Source organism: Massilia sp. NBRC 108631 (assembly GCF_059704565.1).
Genome location: NZ_BAAKJE010000086.1, coordinates 18,850 through 35,203, shown reverse-complemented (window position 1 = coordinate 35,203; position 16,354 = coordinate 18,850). Strand labels below are relative to the sequence as shown.

General features: G+C 65.3%; 17 protein-coding genes. 10 read left to right on the top strand and 7 right to left on the bottom strand.

The genetic code is table 11. The annotated features are described in order from the left end of the window. Nucleotides 1-1,039, bottom strand: a 1,039-nt coding sequence (locus tag AC6H42_RS10545) for a hypothetical protein (protein WP_497547982.1), incomplete at its 3' end; no start/stop codon positions are given. A gap of 164 nt (nucleotides 1,040-1,203) precedes the next feature. Here AC6H42_RS10545 and rpsF point away from each other — a divergent pair. The 10 genes from rpsF (at nucleotide 1,204) to AC6H42_RS10495 (ending at nucleotide 7,869) form a co-directional block, all read left to right on the top strand. Beyond that, entirely contained in the window at nucleotides 1,204-1,581 is a 378-nt protein-coding gene (gene rpsF / locus AC6H42_RS10540) for a 30S ribosomal protein S6 (protein ID WP_056394461.1), read from the top strand. Nucleotides 1,582-1,600: 19 nt separating this feature from the next. Then, nucleotides 1,601-1,903 (top strand): primosomal replication protein N, encoded by a 303-nt coding sequence (priB, locus tag AC6H42_RS10535; RefSeq protein WP_497547983.1) that lies wholly within the window; start codon nucleotides 1,601-1,603, stop codon nucleotides 1,901-1,903. A gap of 1 nt (nucleotide 1,904) precedes the next feature. Continuing rightward, nucleotides 1,905-2,195, top strand: a complete 291-nt coding sequence (gene rpsR, locus AC6H42_RS10530) for a 30S ribosomal protein S18 (protein ID WP_008450941.1) — start codon at nucleotides 1,905-1,907, stop codon at nucleotides 2,193-2,195. A 33-nt stretch (nucleotides 2,196-2,228) separates the two neighbouring features. Continuing rightward, nucleotides 2,229-2,681, top strand: coding sequence for a 50S ribosomal protein L9 (gene rplI / locus AC6H42_RS10525; RefSeq protein ID WP_057157699.1), 453 nt, complete (start codon nucleotides 2,229-2,231; stop codon nucleotides 2,679-2,681). 109 nt (nucleotides 2,682-2,790) lie between these two features. Beyond that, nucleotides 2,791-4,176 carry a replicative DNA helicase gene (locus AC6H42_RS10520; RefSeq protein ID WP_057157700.1) on the top strand — a complete coding sequence of 462 codons (1,386 nt, stop codon included), beginning with the start codon at nucleotides 2,791-2,793 and terminating at the stop codon, nucleotides 4,174-4,176. 88 nt (nucleotides 4,177-4,264) lie between these two features. Further along, the gene (locus AC6H42_RS10515) at nucleotides 4,265-4,891 is read left to right on the top strand and encodes a DUF47 domain-containing protein (protein ID WP_057157701.1); all 627 of its coding nucleotides are present in this window, start codon (nucleotides 4,265-4,267) and stop codon (nucleotides 4,889-4,891) included. 25 nt (nucleotides 4,892-4,916) lie between these two features. Continuing rightward, the gene (locus AC6H42_RS10510) at nucleotides 4,917-5,930 is read left to right on the top strand and encodes an inorganic phosphate transporter (protein WP_057157702.1); all 1,014 of its coding nucleotides are present in this window, start codon (nucleotides 4,917-4,919) and stop codon (nucleotides 5,928-5,930) included. A gap of 167 nt (nucleotides 5,931-6,097) precedes the next feature. After that, nucleotides 6,098-6,319: a hypothetical protein gene (locus AC6H42_RS10505; RefSeq protein ID WP_057157703.1), complete on the top strand. Its 222-nt coding sequence runs from the start codon at nucleotides 6,098-6,100 to the stop codon at nucleotides 6,317-6,319. Nucleotides 6,320-6,388: 69 nt separating this feature from the next. Then, entirely contained in the window at nucleotides 6,389-7,381 is a 993-nt protein-coding gene (locus tag AC6H42_RS10500; RefSeq protein ID WP_497547981.1) for a bile acid:sodium symporter family protein, read from the top strand. Next, nucleotides 7,378-7,869 carry a GNAT family N-acetyltransferase gene (locus AC6H42_RS10495; protein ID WP_229418323.1) on the top strand — a complete coding sequence of 164 codons (492 nt, stop codon included), beginning with the start codon at nucleotides 7,378-7,380 and terminating at the stop codon, nucleotides 7,867-7,869. The genes AC6H42_RS10500 and AC6H42_RS10495 overlap by 4 nt, the downstream gene beginning before the upstream one ends. 15 nt (nucleotides 7,870-7,884) lie before the next feature. On the opposite strand, the gene AC6H42_RS10490 is transcribed toward AC6H42_RS10495, so the two are convergent. From AC6H42_RS10490 to AC6H42_RS10465, 6 genes are all read right to left on the bottom strand, one after another. Further along, complete coding sequence (locus AC6H42_RS10490) at nucleotides 7,885-10,242, bottom strand: Ig-like domain-containing protein (RefSeq protein WP_497547980.1); 2,358 nt, start codon at nucleotides 10,240-10,242, stop codon at nucleotides 7,885-7,887. Between the two features lie 105 nt (nucleotides 10,243-10,347). Continuing rightward, nucleotides 10,348-11,769, bottom strand: a complete 1,422-nt coding sequence (locus AC6H42_RS10485; RefSeq protein WP_497547979.1) for a LytR C-terminal domain-containing protein — start codon at nucleotides 11,767-11,769, stop codon at nucleotides 10,348-10,350. Between the two features lie 10 nt (nucleotides 11,770-11,779). Continuing rightward, nucleotides 11,780-12,718, bottom strand: coding sequence for a type II secretion system F family protein (locus AC6H42_RS10480; RefSeq protein WP_057157707.1), 939 nt, complete (start codon nucleotides 12,716-12,718; stop codon nucleotides 11,780-11,782). 50 nt (nucleotides 12,719-12,768) lie between these two features. Next, nucleotides 12,769-13,740 (bottom strand): type II secretion system F family protein, encoded by a 972-nt coding sequence (locus AC6H42_RS10475; protein WP_497547978.1) that lies wholly within the window; start codon nucleotides 13,738-13,740, stop codon nucleotides 12,769-12,771. 39 nt (nucleotides 13,741-13,779) lie between these two features. Further along, entirely contained in the window at nucleotides 13,780-15,156 is a 1,377-nt protein-coding gene (locus tag AC6H42_RS10470) for a TadA family conjugal transfer-associated ATPase (RefSeq protein WP_057157709.1), read from the bottom strand. 35 nt (nucleotides 15,157-15,191) lie between these two features. Continuing rightward, nucleotides 15,192-16,346 (bottom strand): CpaE/TadZ family protein, encoded by a 1,155-nt coding sequence (locus AC6H42_RS10465; protein WP_057157710.1) that lies wholly within the window; start codon nucleotides 16,344-16,346, stop codon nucleotides 15,192-15,194. Nucleotides 16,347-16,354 lie beyond the last annotated feature (8 nt).

Below are 16,354 nucleotides of genomic sequence, written 5' to 3'. Positions count from 1 at the left end.
GTACCACCGCGCGTCTGCCTTCTTTGCGCCCCTCTTCACGCCCCTCTTCACGACCCTCTTCACGACCCTCTTCACGGCCCTCTTCACGGCCCTCTTCACGGCCCTCTTCACGGCCCTCTTCACGGCCCTCTTCACGGCCTAATTTCAAACCCGCTTCGCGGCCCAGTTCTAACCCTTGCTCCCGGCCCAGCTCCAGCCCTGTCTCCCGGCCTTCCTCCCTGCCAGCCGCCCTGCCTTCCTCCCTGCCAGCCGCCCTGCCTTCCTGCAGTCCTTCCTCGCGGGCCTTTTCCTTGGCCATGCGTATCATCAAGTTCTCGAATGGCATTTCCTTGCTCCTGTTTAGTTCGTCGATCCGCATGGCCAACTGGTGCTGCAGGTGGCCGGGGACCTTCATCATCCAGTCTAGTACATTGAATACATCGAGCACGCGCTGGGTATCCCAATTCCGCTCGTACATCAGCGCCGTGAGCATGGCCTTGAATTCGAATCGCTGCTGGTCCAGTCCCCGGGTGCGCAGCGTCATCAGGTGGGCAGCGGTCAGCAGGGCGAAAGCGTTGTGGCTGCTTAGCAGCCGGTCCAGGCTGGGCCAGAAGTCCAGTAGTTTGACGACAGGGAAGATGATGCAGGTCTCGCCTCCATGCATATCGTAGCGGTAGCAGTCCGGCCGCCAGCCGGGATGCGGATCGGCCAGGATGACCAGCGTGCTGACCGGACTGTGGAAGCGGTCGTATATCCGGTAGTGGTAGGTGAAGATCCGTTCGGCAAAGTCCTTTTCCCGGCTGCGCTGGATTTCGACGTGGATGTACAGTATGCCGGCGTCGCCGTCGCGGCGGGTCAGCTGGACCAGTTTGTCCAGCCTGCGCCGGCCGAGGCTGGCGTCGCGCACGACCTGCGCCAGCTCCTGGTCCAGGAAACGGTGCGGCTGGCGCCAGTCGATGGCGTCGTGCACCTGGGGGAAGAAAAATGCCATGAATTCGCGGAAGTGACGCATGACGGCGCTTTTCCACGGGGTGTCATAGTCGTCGGCGGGCTGTTCCATGGGCTGTAGCATGCGCGCGCGCGGGCCGGCCGGCTTTGCGCAGGGTCAAGGCGGGCGGCTGCTTGATTTTTCAGCGGAAAGGCGCTATAGTCGCGGGCTTACCTCTTCCCACACCCGTCTTGACGCCGGGGTGGGCTATATTCACAGTCCTTAAGGGAGTTTTCATGCGTCACTATGAAATCGTATTTATCGTCCATCCGGACCAAAGCGAGCAAGTGCCCGCGATGATCGAACGTTACAAAGCCAGCGTGACCTCGCGCGGCGGTAACGTACATCGCGTGGAAGATTGGGGCCGCCGTCAAATGGCTTACTCGATCCAGAAACTGGCTAAAGCACACTACATCTGCATGAACATCGAGTGCGACAACGAGACCCTGGTCGAGCTGGAAACCGCATTCAAATTCAATGATGCCGTGCTGCGTCACCTGACCGTCAAAATGAAGAAAGCGGAAACCGCTCCTTCGCCGATGATGAAGTCGGTACAACGTGAAGACGCGGCCAAGAGCCATCGCGCCGAAGCCCAAGCAGCCGCAGCGGCCTAAGTACTGATCAGGAACTGAACTGAACCAGCTACAGGTAACCGCCCTCATCACCGAACGGGACACCATCAGGTACACCCCGGCCGGCATGCCGATTGTCACTGCAACCTTGCAGCACAGTTCGCAGCAGATGGAGGCAGGCATTGCCCGCCTCACCGAATTCGAAGTCCCGGCCCTGGCGGCAGGGGATCTGGCAAAACGGTTCGAAGCGGCGCCCCTCGTTGGTGTTTATCGGTTCACAGGATTCCTGGCCAAGAAAAACCGCAATAGCAGAAGCCTGGTGTTTCACATCATTGATTTTAGTTTATTAGATACAGGAGCCTAAAATGGCATTCGGTAAAAAGTTCGACAAAAACAAGCTCAAGCTGAAAGAAAAGCGCAAGCAACAGAATCCTCTGTTCAAACGTAAGAAGTTCTGCCGCTTCACCGCTGCAAACGTTGAGCAAGTGGACTACAAAGACGTAGACACGCTGAAAGATTTCGTCCAGGAAAACGGCAAGATCATGCCAGCACGCCTGACCGGTACCAAGGCGCACTACCAGCGTCAAGTTGACACCGCGATCAAGCGCGCTCGCTACCTGGCCCTGCTGCCGTACACCGATCTGCACCACGCTTAATTAGCGCCGTCAGATTAGAAACTGGAGAGAACTATGCAAATCATTCTGTTGGAAAAAGTTGTTAACGTCGGCAACCTGGGCGACGTGGTTAAGGTCAAGGACGGCTACGCACGTAACTTCCTGATCCCGCAAAAGCTGGCCCGCCGCGCCACCACCGCCGCTGTCGCTGAATTCGAAGCCAAGCGCGCTGAACTGGAAAAAGCTGCCGCCGTCAAACTGGCTGCTGCCCAAGCCCAAGGCGAGAAACTGAACGGCATGACCGTGACCGTGTCGCAAAAAGCTGGTGTGGACGGCCGTCTGTTCGGTTCCGTGACCAACTTCGACATCGCTGAGGCGCTGACCAAAGCTGGTTTCGCTGTTGAAAAGGCTGCCGTGCGCATGCCTAACGGCCCGCTGAAAGTCACCGGCGAGCACGCCGTTTCGGTATCGCTGCACACCGACGTAGTGGTCGACGTGACCGTTGCCGTCGTTGGCGAAGCTGCCTAAGTTTAGTTGTAGAGAAATCTACGGATAGACTGTTGTACATATAAAAAAGCCGGGCTTGCCCGGCTTTTTTATTTTTTGCCCTTGCACCGAAGCAGGTATAATTCGCGCCATGAACACCCCCTCCGATCCACAGGTAGATTCGCTACGCATTCCGCCGCATTCCATCGAAGCAGAACAGTCCGTCATCGGCGGCCTGCTGCGCGACAATGCCGCGTTCGACCGTATCGCGGATTTCATGAATCCCGACGACTTCTACCGCTATGATCACCGCATCATCTTCGAACAGATCGTCCGCCTGATCAACGGCTCCAAGCCGGCCGACGTGCTGACCGTGTTCGAGGCGCTGTCCATGCTGGGCAAGGCGGACGAGGTGGGCGGCATGGCTTACCTGAACGCGATGGCGCAAAACACGCCATCGGCGGCCAACATCCGCCGCTATGCCGAGATCGTGCGCGATCGCGGCATCCTGCGCCAGCTGATCACGGTCGCCGACGAGATTTCCGGCCAGGCCTTCAGCCCCCAGGGCAAGGAAGTCAAGCAGATGCTGGACGAGGCTGAATCGAAGATTTTCGCCATTGCCGAGCAAGGCGCGCGCGGCGCGCAGGGCTGGCTGGCGGTGCAGCCGCTGCTGACCCAGGTGGTTGAACGCATCGACGAACTCTATTCGCGCGACAACTCCAGCGAAATCACTGGCGTGCCGACCGGCTTCATCGACCTGGACCGCATGACTTCCGGCCTGCAGCCGGGCGACCTGGTGATCGTGGCGGGACGTCCGTCGATGGGCAAGACCGCGTTCTCGGTCAACATCGGCGAGAACGTGGCGGTCGACGCCGGCCTGCCGGTGGCCATCTTCTCGATGGAGATGGGCGGCACCCAGCTGGCGATGCGTATGCTGGGTTCGGTGGGCATGCTGGACCAGCACCGCCTGCGCACCGGCAAACTGAACGACGAAGACTGGCCGCGCCTGACCAACGCGATCCAGAAAATGAACGACGCCCAGGTGTTCATCGATGAAACGCCGGCGCTGAATCCGATCGAGATGCGGGCCCGCGCGCGCCGCCTGTCGCGCCAGTGCGGCAAGCTCGGCCTGATCATCGTCGACTACTTGCAGCTGATGCAGGGCAGCAAGCCGGGCGACAACCGCGCCTCCGAGATTTCCGAAATCTCGCGCTCGCTCAAGGGCCTGGCCAAGGAGCTGCACTGTCCCGTCATCGCGCTGTCGCAGCTGAACCGCTCGCTGGAACAGCGTCCCAACAAGCGCCCGGTGATGTCCGACTTGCGCGAGTCCGGCGCTATCGAGCAGGATGCGGACGTCATCATCTTCCTGTACCGGGACGAGGTCTACAATCCCGACTCACCCGAAAAAGGCACGGCCGAGATCATTATCGGCAAGCAGCGTAACGGCCCGATCGGCGCAATACGTTTGACCTGGATGGGCATGTACACCAAGTTCGGCAACTACAGCGGTGCGCTGACGACCTACCAGGGCGACTAAGTTTTACTTCCCGCAGTACCCGTAAATTTTCTGAGGCCGCCGCCTGGCGGCTGCCTGCAGTAACGATGAATCATGATTGGAGATTGATATGTTTGGACGCTTGATGCCCACCGAGGGCAAATTTTTTGACCTGTTCAACCAGCACGCTGAACTGTGCGTCAAAGGCGCCAAGGAAATGCTGGCCCTGATGACCAACTTCGACGACCTGGAAAACCGCGTGCACGCCATCGAAGGCATCGAGAAACAGGCCGACAAGATCACCTATGCCACCGTCGATCTGCTGCACAAGACCTTCATCACCCCGATCGACCGCGACGACATCCACAAGCTGATCACCAAGATGGATGACATCCTGGACCTGATGGAAGACGCCGGCCAGACCGTGTCGCTGTACGACCTGCACTCGGTGACCCCGGAAGCCAAGCGCCTGGCCGAACTGGTGCTGGCCTGCACCGAGAAGGTCCGCGAAGCGGTGGCCCTGCTGCACAACATGGACAACTCGCGCCAGATCGTCTCGATCTGCGAAGAGATCGACCGCCTGGAATCGGACGCCGACCATGTGATGCGCGCCGCCATGTCCAAGCTGTTCCGCGACGAGCCGGACGTGCGCAACCTGATCAAGATGAAGGCCATCTACGAAATCCTCGAAACGGTGACGGACCGCTGCGAAGATGTGGCCAACATCATCGAAGGCATCATCGTCGAAAACGCGTAATTGCCCCCACGAAAAAGAATAATCCATGAATAGCGTACAAATGAGCATCTATGTGCTGGGAGTGCTGATCTTCCTGGCGCTGGTGTTTGACTTCATGAATGGCTTCCACGACGCGGCGAACGCGATCGCCACCGTGGTCTCGACGGGCGTGCTCAAGCCGCAGACCGCCGTCGCCATGGCCGCCTGCTTCAACTTCATCGCCATCTTCGTGTTTCACCAGCTGACCGTGGCCACCACGGTGGGCAAGGGCACCATCGACCCCGGCGTGGTCGACCAGTACGTCATCTTCGGCGCGCTGATGGGCGCCATCGTGTGGAACCTGGTGACCTGGTACTACGGCATCCCCTCGTCGTCCTCGCACGCGCTGATCGGCGGCCTGGTGGGTGCGGCGGTCGCCAAGTCGGGCACCGGCGCGCTGGTCTCCGCCGGCCTGATCAAGACGGTGATGTTCATCGTGCTGTCGCCGCTGCTGGGCTTCGTGTTCGGTTCGCTGATGATGCTGATGGTGTCCTGGATCTTTGTCCGCACCACGCCGCGCAAGGTCGACACCTGGTTCCGCCGCCTGCAGCTGGCATCGGCCGCGGCGTATTCGCTGGGCCACGGCGGCAACGACGCGCAAAAGACCATCGGCATCATCTGGATGCTGCTGATCGCGGCCGGCCACTCGCTGTCCACCGACGCCGAGCCGCCGCTGTGGGTGGTGGTGTCGTGCTACACGGCGATCAGCTTCGGCACGCTGTTCGGCGGCTGGCGCATCGTCAAGACCATGGGCCAGAAGATCACCAAGCTGAAACCGGTGGGCGGCTTCTGCGCCGAAACCGGCGGCGCCATCACGCTGTTCACCGCCACCGCCCTGGGCGTGCCGGTGTCCACCACCCACACCATCACCGGCGCCATCGTCGGCGTCGGCTCGGCGCAAAAGATGTCGGCGGTGCGCTGGGGCGTGGCGGGCAACATCGTGTGGGCCTGGATCTTTACCATCCCGGCCTCCGCTTTCGTGGCCGCGATCGCATGGTGGATCGGCAAGCACATCCTGTAAGCCTGCGCAGCACGACACGCATGAATGCCGCCCGGTGTACCCTGGGCGGCATTTTTTTTTGTTCCATGGATGGGAGTCGGCCGTGCCGCGTGCGCTACTGTTGATATTGCTGCTCGTGCTGGCCGCCTGCGGCAAGTGCAAGTACGCGCCAGACGACCGTATCGCCGGTGCGGACCTCCGGTGTCAAACTGCCGGTCGAAACTGCCGAGGTCACAGCTTGCCAGGGTGCATGGCTGTCCCGTTACCTGGTATTTCAGCCGGCGACCGGCTCGCCGTTCTCGTCGGCTAGCGGCAGGCTGACGCTGACGATCAGCCACGACAATGTGGCCGGCCTGGAGCGCAGCAGCGCCTACCAACACGGCGGCGCGTGCAGCGTCCGCTGCGAATAGCCGGTCATTGCCATGGCCCGTGCCGGGCTGCGCCGCGGGGTGATCACCTCCGGCTGCTAAAATACGCCTATGCCTTCCATCCTCGCTCTTTTGCGCCGCCTGCGGCCCGACAACTTTACGCTCGCCCTGCTGCTCACCGTGGCCTTCGCCAGCCTGCTGCCGGCCACCGGCCGCGTGGCCGAAGGCTTCGGCGCGGTCACCACGGTCGCCATCGGCGCGCTGTTCTTCCTGCACGGCGCCAAGCTGCCGCGCGAAGCCATCCTGGCCGGCATGACGCACTGGCGGTTGCACCTGCTGGTGCTGTGCTGCACCTTCGTGCTGTTCCCGGTGCTGGGCATGCTGCTCAAGCCGCTCGCGCTGACGGTGCTCACGCCCGACCTGTACCTGGGCATCCTTTTCCTGTGCATGCTGCCGTCCACCGTGCAATCGTCGATCGCATTCACCGCCGTGGCACGCGGCAACGTGGCGGCCGCCGTGTGCAGCGCCTCGGCGTCCAATTTCCTCGGTATCTTCCTCACGCCAGTGCTGGTCAGCGCACTGGTGGTGCACGGCCCGGCGGGCAAGTCCTCGGCCGACGCTGTGCTGTCCATCGTGCTGCAGCTGCTGCTGCCTTTCATCGCGGGTCAGCTGATGCGGCCCTGGATCGGGGCCTGGGTGGACCGCCGCAAGCCGATGCTGAAGTACGTGGACCAGGGCTCGATCCTGCTGGTGGTCTATACGGCCTTCAGCCAGGCCGTCAGCGAAGGGCTGTGGCTCAAGGTCGGCGCGACCGCGCTGCTGGCGCTGACGCTGCTGTGCTGCCTGCTGCTGGCCGTGGTGCTGACGCTGACAGGCTGGCTCAGCCGACGGCTGGGTTTTTGCAAGGAGGATGAGGTGACCATCGTCTTCTGCGGCTCCAAAAAAAGCCTGGCCAGCGGCGTGCCGATGGCCAAGGTGCTGTTTGCCACGTCGTCGCTGGGCGTGGTGATCCTGCCGCTGATGCTGTTCCACCAGATCCAGCTGATGGTGTGCGCGGTGCTGGCGCAGCGTTTCGCGCGCCGCGCGGAGCGCTTGGCGCCATGAGCGTCGTGCGCGCCATGCGCGGCGTGGCGGCGCGGCCGCAGGTGCGGGTGCAGCCGGCAGATCCGGGATCGGCGGATGCGCTGCTGCTGGTGGCGGAGCTGTCGGCGGTGCTGGCGGCCATCACCGGCGACAGCGGCCAGTCGTCCTTCGACGTGGACGACGTGCGTGGCCCGCGGGCGTGCTTTGCCTTGGCGCGTAGTGTGCAAGGCACTGCGCTGGGCTGCGGCGCGTTCCGGCCGCTGGAGCAAGGCATCGCCGAGGTGAAGCGCATGTACGCGCGGCCCGGCCATGGCGGCGTAGGCAGCGCGGTGCTGGCCTACCTGGAAAAACAAGCCGCAGCGCTGGGTTACCAGGCGCTGCGGCTGTCGACGCGCCGCGTCAACACGCGGGCGGTGGCATTCTATGAAGCGCGCGGCTACCGCGTCATTTCCAACTTCGGCCGCTACGCCGCCAAGCCCGAGTCGGTCTGCTTCGAAAAGCAGCTGTGACCCGGGCCGGTCCCGTCAGTTGATGGTGACGTTGGCGCTGGTGGCCACGCCGTTCGGCGTGGTTACCGTGACCGTGAATTTGCCCTTCGAAGCTTGCGATGGGCAGCCCACCGTGACCAGGTGGGACCCCGGTATGATGCTTTGGCCAACGGCCCGCACGACATTCGGCACCTTCACGCTGCCGGGGACCACCGGGACGAATGTGGCGCCGAACAGGGCATTGAAGTCGAGCACGGTCCCGGCCGGCATGATGTTGTTGCGCTCGTCTTTCACCGTCACCAGGATGTCGGCGGTCAGGTTGGCGTTGCACACGGGCGCCGTCGGCGAGAAACTGATCACGGCCCTGCTGCCCGAGAAGATCAGGCCGACCTGCCGCGATATATATTGCACGTACGGGCTCCTGGTTGGCGGCGAGCGCAGCACGCCGTTGTACACGCCGTCCCCGGGTGTGCTGCACGTCGTATTCTGGTTCAGGCCGATGCACGGTTCGCCGCTTGACCAGGCGCCGTTCTCGTCGTCGTCGCGGAACACGTCGGGACTAAGGTCGATGAACGCTTCGCCGCTGTCGTAGACGTTGTTGCCATTGGCGTCGATCAAGGTTTCCTCGCCCTGTGCATAAGCCAGTACCACGACCTTGCCGTCGGATTTGCGTGGCGCCCCCGAACGCAATTCGACCGTGCAGGTGCCGGAGCCGGGACCGACCCGCGAATTGGTGGTCTGGGAGGTGCCGGGCGGTACGCCAGGGACCACGTTGTCCGGGGTGGCGCCGGGAGGCGGCAGCGAACCGGTGACGCAGGAGGCGCCGATCACGCCCGCGCTGGTGGTGAAATTGACGGCGGTGCCATCCGGCGCCGGGTTGCCGAAATGGTCGCCCAGGCTGGCTGTAATGAAGCTGCAGGACAGATCGAACTCGAACCCCTCGCAATTGCCGGTGGAGGCAGCAAGCGAGAGATGGCGCTGGTCCGGTACGCCGGTAGAGATCACCAGGATGTTCGAGAGCGTGGTAATTTCCGTGCCCCTTACCCTGGCGACCACGCTGACCGAAGTTGGAATGGTGCCGGCGCTAACCAGGGTGGTCACCGTGCCGTCCGCTCCCGAAGTAGCCGAGGCCGGAGTGAGCGTCAGTCCGCCGATGGTGCCGACCGCCATCGTATCGGCGAACAGGAAATCGATCTGCTTGCCCGAGGCAGGGTTGCCAGTCACGTCCATCACCTGGAATTTGAGGGTGGAGAATTCCTGGCGGCCGAAGCCGCCGGTGCCCTTCAGCGCAATATTGGTGGTGTTCGCATTGATAAACTTGATCGAACCGGCGGCAGCGGGCAGCACGGTCAGCGTGCCGGCCCGGCTGATGTTGCCGCCCAGCGTGACGCTGGCGGTGATCACGTCCGGCACCCCGCAGCCGCGGTCGGAATAGCTTGCCGTCGCGACGCCATTTTGCGTCAATACTGGTGAACCGATGGAAGCCCGGCCTGCCGCCACGCAGGGCGAGGTGAAGCTGACCGGGAGCACCGGCAGATAAGGCGCGCCATCGCTTTGGACGGTGACGCTGACGCTGGCATTGCCGCCCGCCGACAAGATGGAAGGCGTCATGGTCAGGCTGCTCAGCGCGAGGGCCTTGAATCCGACGCTATAGTTCAATGACGCCGATGCCGGGATAGCGCCCACGCTGGCTGCGGCCTGGGCGGTGTAGGCGCCCGCCTGCGTGCCGGCATTGATGCCGACCTTGGCGATGCCGCTGGCGTCGGTCAGCGCGGTGCCGGAGGGCGGTTCCATGACCGAGGTTTTGTCGCTGCTGGAGAATGTGACGGCGACGTTTGCTTGCGGCACGCCAGCGCTGTTTCTGATGGTGGCCGAGAGCGTGCCGCTGCGTTCGGGCGAGATGGCGGTGGTGGGGGCGCCGCCGGTGTCGGCCAGCGACAGCGTAACCATGCTGGCCGGGGCGCTGACGGCGTAGCTCACTTGCGCGGTCAGGTTGCCGCTGGCGAGGGCGGCGGTCGCGGTGGCGGTGAAGGCGCCGGCCTGCGTGCCCGCATTCAGGCCGATCCTGGCCACGCCGCTGGCGTCGGTCAACGCGCTGCCGGAGGCGGGACTGAGAACGGCAGTTTTGTCGGACGTGATCACGGTCACGGTGACGTTGGGCACGGCATTGCCGCGCGCGTCTTTCAGCGTCAGCACCAGGGTACCGCTGCGCGACTGCGAAATGGAGGTGATGGCGGCGCCGGCCGAATCGGTCAGCGCCATGGCCAGTGAGGAGGCGGTGCTGGACGGCGTGCTGGTGGTGCCGCCGCAGGACGGCAGGGCGGGATCGCGCCCGGCGTCAAAGCTGACGCATCCGCCGCTGGGGCCGCCGCCGCCGCCACAGGCGGTCAACACGCTCGCCAGGACGGCGGCAAGCAGGAACTGTGCTGGTCGGGAATACCTCGATAAGTCTCGCATGTGCCACCCCAATTTGGTTGGATTTGGAATTGTTCTGGACGCTCAATCGTTGCTGCTGGTGTTTGTGCTGATGCCGGTGCCGAGGGCGGCCAGCAAGGTGGCGGCGTTTTCCGCGCTGGCCAGCTGGGCTGGCGCGTCTTTGCCCAGCACCAGGCGCAGCTCGGTGCGCGTGCGCGGCCCGGCGTCCTGCAGCATGGCCTGGCCGCGCAGCGCGGCTTGCAGCTCGGCAGCCTGCTGGCGGTAGCCGGGGCGGTACTCGATGGTGGTCTGCTGCTGGCGGTAGGGCTTCTCGTTGCTCAGGCGCTCGACCGGGATGCCCAGTTGCGCCAGTGCGCGGCGGAAGCGCTTGGCCAGGCCGGGCACGCCGTTGCCGTTGGCAATTTCCAGCTGCGCTAGCAGCGCGGCGGAAGGCGCCGGCACGGCGGGCAGCGGCGCAGGGGCCGACGATGCAGTGGCAGGCAATGGCGCCACGGCCAAGCTGGTGGCGGTCGCTGCCACGGTTGCGGCAGCATCGCTTGCTATTTTCGTGGCGGCTGCGGCGGCCGCTTCGGTCGCCGCGTGGCGCAACTGGAGCTGGCGCAGCTGCTCCTGCACTTCGCGCAGTTCGGCGCGAGTTGGCGGCGGCAAACCGGCGTCGACGGCCTCGGCGGCGGGCAGCGCTGCCGCCGAGGCGGTGACGGCGCCGGGGGCGGCAGGCAGCGGCAAGCGCGTGGCCGGCACCGCTGGTGCGGTGGCGGTGGCGGCAGGCATGGGGGGAGCGGCACCGGCGGACACCGCCGGTACAGCTTGCACTGCGGTTCCAGCGGCCCCGGCGGAGGGACTGATCGCGGTGCTGATGGGTGCTGGCGCTGGCGCGGCGGCCAGCTGGGCGCTGGCGGCGCCGGCGGCAGCCGCCGCTTCGGCCAGACGCAGATTGTCTTGCGCACGGGTGCTGGCTGCGTCCAGCGCCAGGGCGCGGCGCAGCATGGCGATGGCGGCTTGCTGGTCGCCCATCAGGTGGTACACATAGCCCAGGTTGTTGCTCAGCTGCGCTTGTGCCGGGTAGTCGTCCACCAGGGCCAGCAAGGCGTCGCGCGCTTCGGCCAGACGGCCCTGGCGCGCGTCGATGGCCGCCACCGCCATGCGGGCGTCAAGCTGGCGGCCGTCCAGCGCGAGCGACTGCGCGTAGGCCCCCATCGCCAGCCCGATCTGGCCGCGCTCCTGGTGGTATTTGCCGAGCCGGTACCAGGCGGCCGCGCCCTGGTCGCCGCTGTGCTGCATGCGCAGCAGCGGCTGCACGGCCAGCGCGGTGGTGTGCGGCGGCGGCGACGCGCAGCCCAGCAGCAGTACCGCGCTGCAAGCGGCCAGCAGCGGTGCGGGAAGGCGGCGCGTGCCGCTGATGCGCACGGCTGCGGCGCGGATGGTGGACTCGCGGGAAACGGACGCGCAGGACATGGAATCGTGAGACATGGAATCGTGGGACATGGAAGTCTCCTTATTGGCTGCTCATGCCGGGCAGCAGCACCCGGTAGATCTGGATGAAAGCCGGCCCCATCAACACCACCAGCAGGGACGGGAAAATGAAGAAAATCAGCGGGAACAGCAGCTTGAGCGCGATCTTGGCGGCTGCTTCCTCGGCGCGCTGGCGGCGCTTGGTGCGCAGCGTTTCGGACTGCACCCGCAGCGAATCGGCCACGCTGGTGCCGAAACGCTCGGCCTGGATCAGCATGGCCACCAGCGCGTCGACGTCGTCCACCCCGGTGCGTAGCGCCAGGTTGCGCAGCGCGCGGTCCTTCGGATTGCCGGCGCGCAGCTCCAGGGTCACCAGCTTGAGCTCCTCGCTCAGCACCGCGCTGCGCAGGCTGATCTCCTGCGATACCCGGCCCAGCGCGGCGTCAATCGCCAGCCCGGCTTCGACGCACACCGTCATCAAGTCCAGCGCGTCGGGGAAGCTCTCGAAGATTTCGCGCTGGCGCTGCTTGACGCGCATGCGCAGCAGCTGGTTGGGCAGGTAGTAGCCGGCGGCCGCCGCAATGAGTAGCCACATCAGCAGCGAGTTGCCCTCCAGGCGGCCGACGCCCACGTTCAGCCCCAGGTACAGCGTCAGCGGCAGCGCGATGGCCAGCGCCGTCTTGGCCGCGAAGTACAAGGTGGGAGCGGTAGGATGGCGCAGGCCGGCATTCATGAAGCGGGTGCGGATGGCCGAATTTTCCCAGCTGTTCTCGGGCGCGGATAATTGCCCCAGGGCCGAGGCCCAGCGCGTCATGCGCGCGCTCCACGGACCGGGTGCGCGCCGCTTGCGCTCGGCCGAATCGCCGACCTCGGCCAGGCGCTGCTGCACCGGACTGCGCGACAGCCGGCTCAGCATCAGCAGCACGGCGCCGAACACGGCCACGAACAGCAGGGCCAGGCTGGCTAATTGGAATGGACTCATGGCGGACTCCCGGTTCTACAGGTCTACAGGTTCGGAGGATGCGGCGCGCGCTACACGCGGATATGGATCATCTTGCGCATGACGAAAAAGCCCAGCAGCATCTGGCCGCCGGCGAAGCCGAGCATCATGCGTCCGGCCGGATCGGTAAACAGCACGTTCAGGAAGGCCGGGTTGGCCAGCTGTATCATGGCGGCCGCGCCGAAGGGCAGCAGGCCCAGCACCCAGGCCGACATGCGGCCCTCGGCCGACAGCACGCGCACCTGGCCCAGCAGCTTGATGCGCTCGCGGATGATGGTGCTGATGTTGTCGAGCAGCTCGGCCAGGTTGCCGCCCGTCTCGCGCTGGATGGTGACGGCGATGACGAAGTAGCGCAGGTCGGTGCTGGGCACGCGGGTGGCCAGGTTCATCAGCGCGTCCTGCATGGCGATGCCGAAATTGACCTCGTCGAAAGCGGTGGCGAACTCGCCGGCGATCGGGTCGCGCATCTCGTTGCCCACCATGTTGAGCGCGGTGGGGAAGGCGTGGCCGGCGCGCAGCGCGCGGCCAATCAGGTCGAGCGCGTCGGGCAGCTGCTGGTCGATCTGCTGCAGGCGGCGGCGCTTGCGGCGCATCACGTACTGCAGCGGCAGCAGGCAGCCGGCCGCGCCCACCGCCAGCGCCAGCAGCGGCGGCAGGCCGGCCCACAGCGCGGCGATGGCCACCGGCACGACCGCCAGGCCCATCAGCGTCAGCAGGCGCGACACGCTCCAGCTCAGGCCGGACTGTTCCAGCAAGCGGTCGAGCTGGTGCGCGCGCGGCATGCCCAGCAGCAGGCGCTGCATCAGCGGCGACTTGCTCAGCAGGCGCTGCTTGATCATCGAGCTGCCCTCGCCGTTGGCGCCGGCCGACATCATGCGCAGGCGGCGCGCAATCCGTTCCGCCTCCGGGCCGCGGCTGGCGTTCCAGCCCAGGAACAGGCCTTCGACCGCCAGCACCACGGCGATGAAGATCAGGATGCCGAAGATGTAATAGAGATAGTCCACGATGGTTCTCCTAGTCAGGCCCGCTTGGCCGCCGTCCCGTTACGTCAGATCCCGGCTGGGATCGAACAGCGTCTCGTCCACCGTCACGCCAAAGCTCTTCAGGCGCTCGCAAAAGCGTGGCCGCACGCCGCTGGCACGGAAGGCGCCAAGCACCTTGCCGCCCTGGTCGACCCCGGTCTGCTTGAAACTGAACACTTCCTGCATGGTGATCACTTCGCCCTCCATGCCGGTGATTTCGGCGATCGACATGACCTTGCGCTTGCCGTCGGTCAGGCGCGCCACTTGCACCACCACGCCGATGGCCGAGCTGATCTGCTGGCGCATGGCTTTCACCGGCAGGGTGGCCGCAGCCATGCTGATCATGTTTTCCAGCCGTGTCAGCGCCTCGCGCGGATTGTTGGCGTGGATGGTGGCCATCGAGCCCTCGTGGCCGGTGTTCATGGCCTGCAGCATGTCGAGCGCCTCGCCGCCGCGCACCTCGCCCAGGATGATGCGGTCCGGCCGCATGCGCAGCGCGTTGCGCACCAGCGAGCGCTGCGTCACCTCGCCCTTGCCCTCGATGTTGGGCGGGCGCGTTTCCAGCCGCACGATGTGGGGCTGCTGCAGCTGCAGCTCGGCCGCGTCTTCCACCGTGATGATGCGCTCGGCGTGGCTGATGAAGCCGGAAATCACGTTCAGCATGGTGGTCTTGCCGCTGCCGGTGCCGCCCGAGATCAGGATGTTGACCTTGGCCTTGCCCAGTCCCTGCAGGATGGTGGCCATGCCGCTGCTCAGGCTCTGGAATTCCACCAGGTCGGCCAGGCGCAGCGGCTCGGCGGCGAAGCGCCGGATCGACATGATCGGGCCGTCGATCGCCAGCGGCGGGATGATGGCGTTCACGCGCGAGCCGTCCGGCAGCCGCGCGTCGACCATGGGGCTGGACTCGTCGATGCGGCGCCCCACGCGCGAGACGATCTTGTCGATGATTTTCATCAGGTGGGCGTCGTCGGTGAAGCGCACCTCGCTCAGTTCCAGGCGGCCGCCGCGCTCCACATACACCTGGCTGTGGGTATTGACCAGGATGTCGGACACGGTCGGGTCGCACAGCAGCGGCTCGAGCGGGCCGAAGCCGAGCACCTCGTACTGGATGTCGCGCGTCAGGCTGCGCCGCTCGGCGTCGTTGATGACCACGGTGTCCTCGTCCAGCAGGCGGCTCACCAGCACTGCCAGCTCGTCGCGGATCTGGCCCTTGCTCAGCTGCTGCATGCCCTCCAGGTCGACCCGGTCCAGCAGGGCCTGGTGGGTGCGGTGTTTCAGGGCCTGGTAGGTGGTGCTGTCGACGCCGCCCGCTTTCGGCAGCGCGTACGGCGCCGTGCTGCCGAAGGCCGAGCCGCCGCTGGTGAGGCGGTCACGCAGTGATTGGGTTTCCGAGGTCATGGCGGGTGTCTCCTGTATTGGGTGAAAGTCCGGGACTAGGCGCGCTTGAGCATGCGCGACAGCCAGCTGCGCGATTCTTCGGCGTTGTCGCCGACCAGCGTGCGCGCCATTTCCAGCAGCGCGCGGGAAACCGGGCTGGTGCGCGCCAGCTGCAGGATGGGCACGCCCTGGTTGACCGAGGCGGCAGCCGCCTCGTAGTGGTTGGGCACGGTCTTGTACATGGGCGAGCCGAACGCTTCTTCGCAGTCGCTCAGGCGGATCTCGCCGCTGGCGGCGTAGCGGTTGACGATCAGGTGGATCTTGTCGCGGCTGTAGTCCAGCGAGCGGAACAGGCCCAGCAGGCGTTTGCCGTCGCGGATGTAGGGCAGGGTCAGCTGCAGGATGGGGAAGATCATGTCGGCGTGGTCCAGCGCGCGCACGCTCACCGCGTCCAGGCTGCGGCCGATGTCGAGCAGCACGAAGTCGTAGTGCAGGCGCGCCAGCTGCAGCAGCTGCTCGGCGTGCTCGGGCTTGACGTCATTGGCCTGGGCCGGGTCGTCCGGCGCGGCCAGCACATGGAAGTTGGGGCACACCTGCACCATCGAGGCGGCCAGGAAGGACGCATCCAGGCGGTGGATCTGCTGCGCCACGTGCGACAGCGTGGCCAGCGGCTTGCGGTCGGACACGAACAGCGAGGCGTCGCCGAACTGCAGGTTCAGGTCCAGCAGCGCCACCCGCTTGTTTTCCTGGGTGGCCAGCGCGTAACCCAGGTTGGTGCCCAGGAAGGTGGCGCCGCTGCCGCCCTTGCAGGAGATGAAGGCCAGCACCTTGCCCAGCGAGCGGTTGCTGGCGCTGAGCTTGTCTTCGATGCGGCGCATGGCCGCGTGCAGCTGGGACGGGTCGAGCGGCGCGGCCAGCACTTCGCGCACGCCGCTGCGCATGGCGCGCAGCAGGAATTCGGCCGGCTGCGGCTGGCACACCAGCACGATGGCCATGGCCGGGTTGCGGCTGCTGAGCACTTCCAGCTGCTCCAGGTCGGCGCTGTCCAGCGTGGCCTGGTGCAGCAGCAGCACGGCCGCGCCGCGCGGCTCCTGCAGCCGCGCCAGCGTGCCGGCCACCACGTCGATTTCGTCGGCAGTGCTGCGCTCGCGCAGCAGCCGGGCTATTTCCAGCAGATTTTTTTCCGCTTGCGACACAACGATGATACGCATGATGCTGC

Coding starts and splice junctions, on each gene's coding strand:
- AC6H42_RS10510 (WP_057157702.1), top strand. CDS start 4,917: ATGAATAGCGTACAAATGAGCATCTATGTGCTGGGAGTGCTGATCTTC.
- AC6H42_RS10520 (WP_057157700.1), top strand. CDS start 2,791: ATGAACACCCCCTCCGATCCACAGGTAGATTCGCTACGCATTCCGCCG.
- AC6H42_RS10465 (WP_057157710.1), bottom strand. CDS start 16,346: ATGCGTATCATCGTTGTGTCGCAAGCGGAAAAAAATCTGCTGGAAATA.
- AC6H42_RS10480 (WP_057157707.1), bottom strand. CDS start 12,718: ATGAGTCCATTCCAATTAGCCAGCCTGGCCCTGCTGTTCGTGGCCGTG.
- rplI (WP_057157699.1), top strand. CDS start 2,229: ATGCAAATCATTCTGTTGGAAAAAGTTGTTAACGTCGGCAACCTGGGC.
- AC6H42_RS10500 (WP_497547981.1), top strand. CDS start 6,389: ATGCCTTCCATCCTCGCTCTTTTGCGCCGCCTGCGGCCCGACAACTTT.
- rpsF (WP_056394461.1), top strand. CDS start 1,204: ATGCGTCACTATGAAATCGTATTTATCGTCCATCCGGACCAAAGCGAG.
- AC6H42_RS10495 (WP_229418323.1), top strand. CDS start 7,378: ATGAGCGTCGTGCGCGCCATGCGCGGCGTGGCGGCGCGGCCGCAGGTG.
- AC6H42_RS10470 (WP_057157709.1), bottom strand. CDS start 15,156: ATGACCTCGGAAACCCAATCACTGCGTGACCGCCTCACCAGCGGCGGC.
- AC6H42_RS10485 (WP_497547979.1), bottom strand. CDS start 11,769: ATGTCCCACGATTCCATGTCTCACGATTCCATGTCCTGCGCGTCCGTT.
- rpsR (WP_008450941.1), top strand. CDS start 1,905: ATGGCATTCGGTAAAAAGTTCGACAAAAACAAGCTCAAGCTGAAAGAA.
- AC6H42_RS10515 (WP_057157701.1), top strand. CDS start 4,265: ATGTTTGGACGCTTGATGCCCACCGAGGGCAAATTTTTTGACCTGTTC.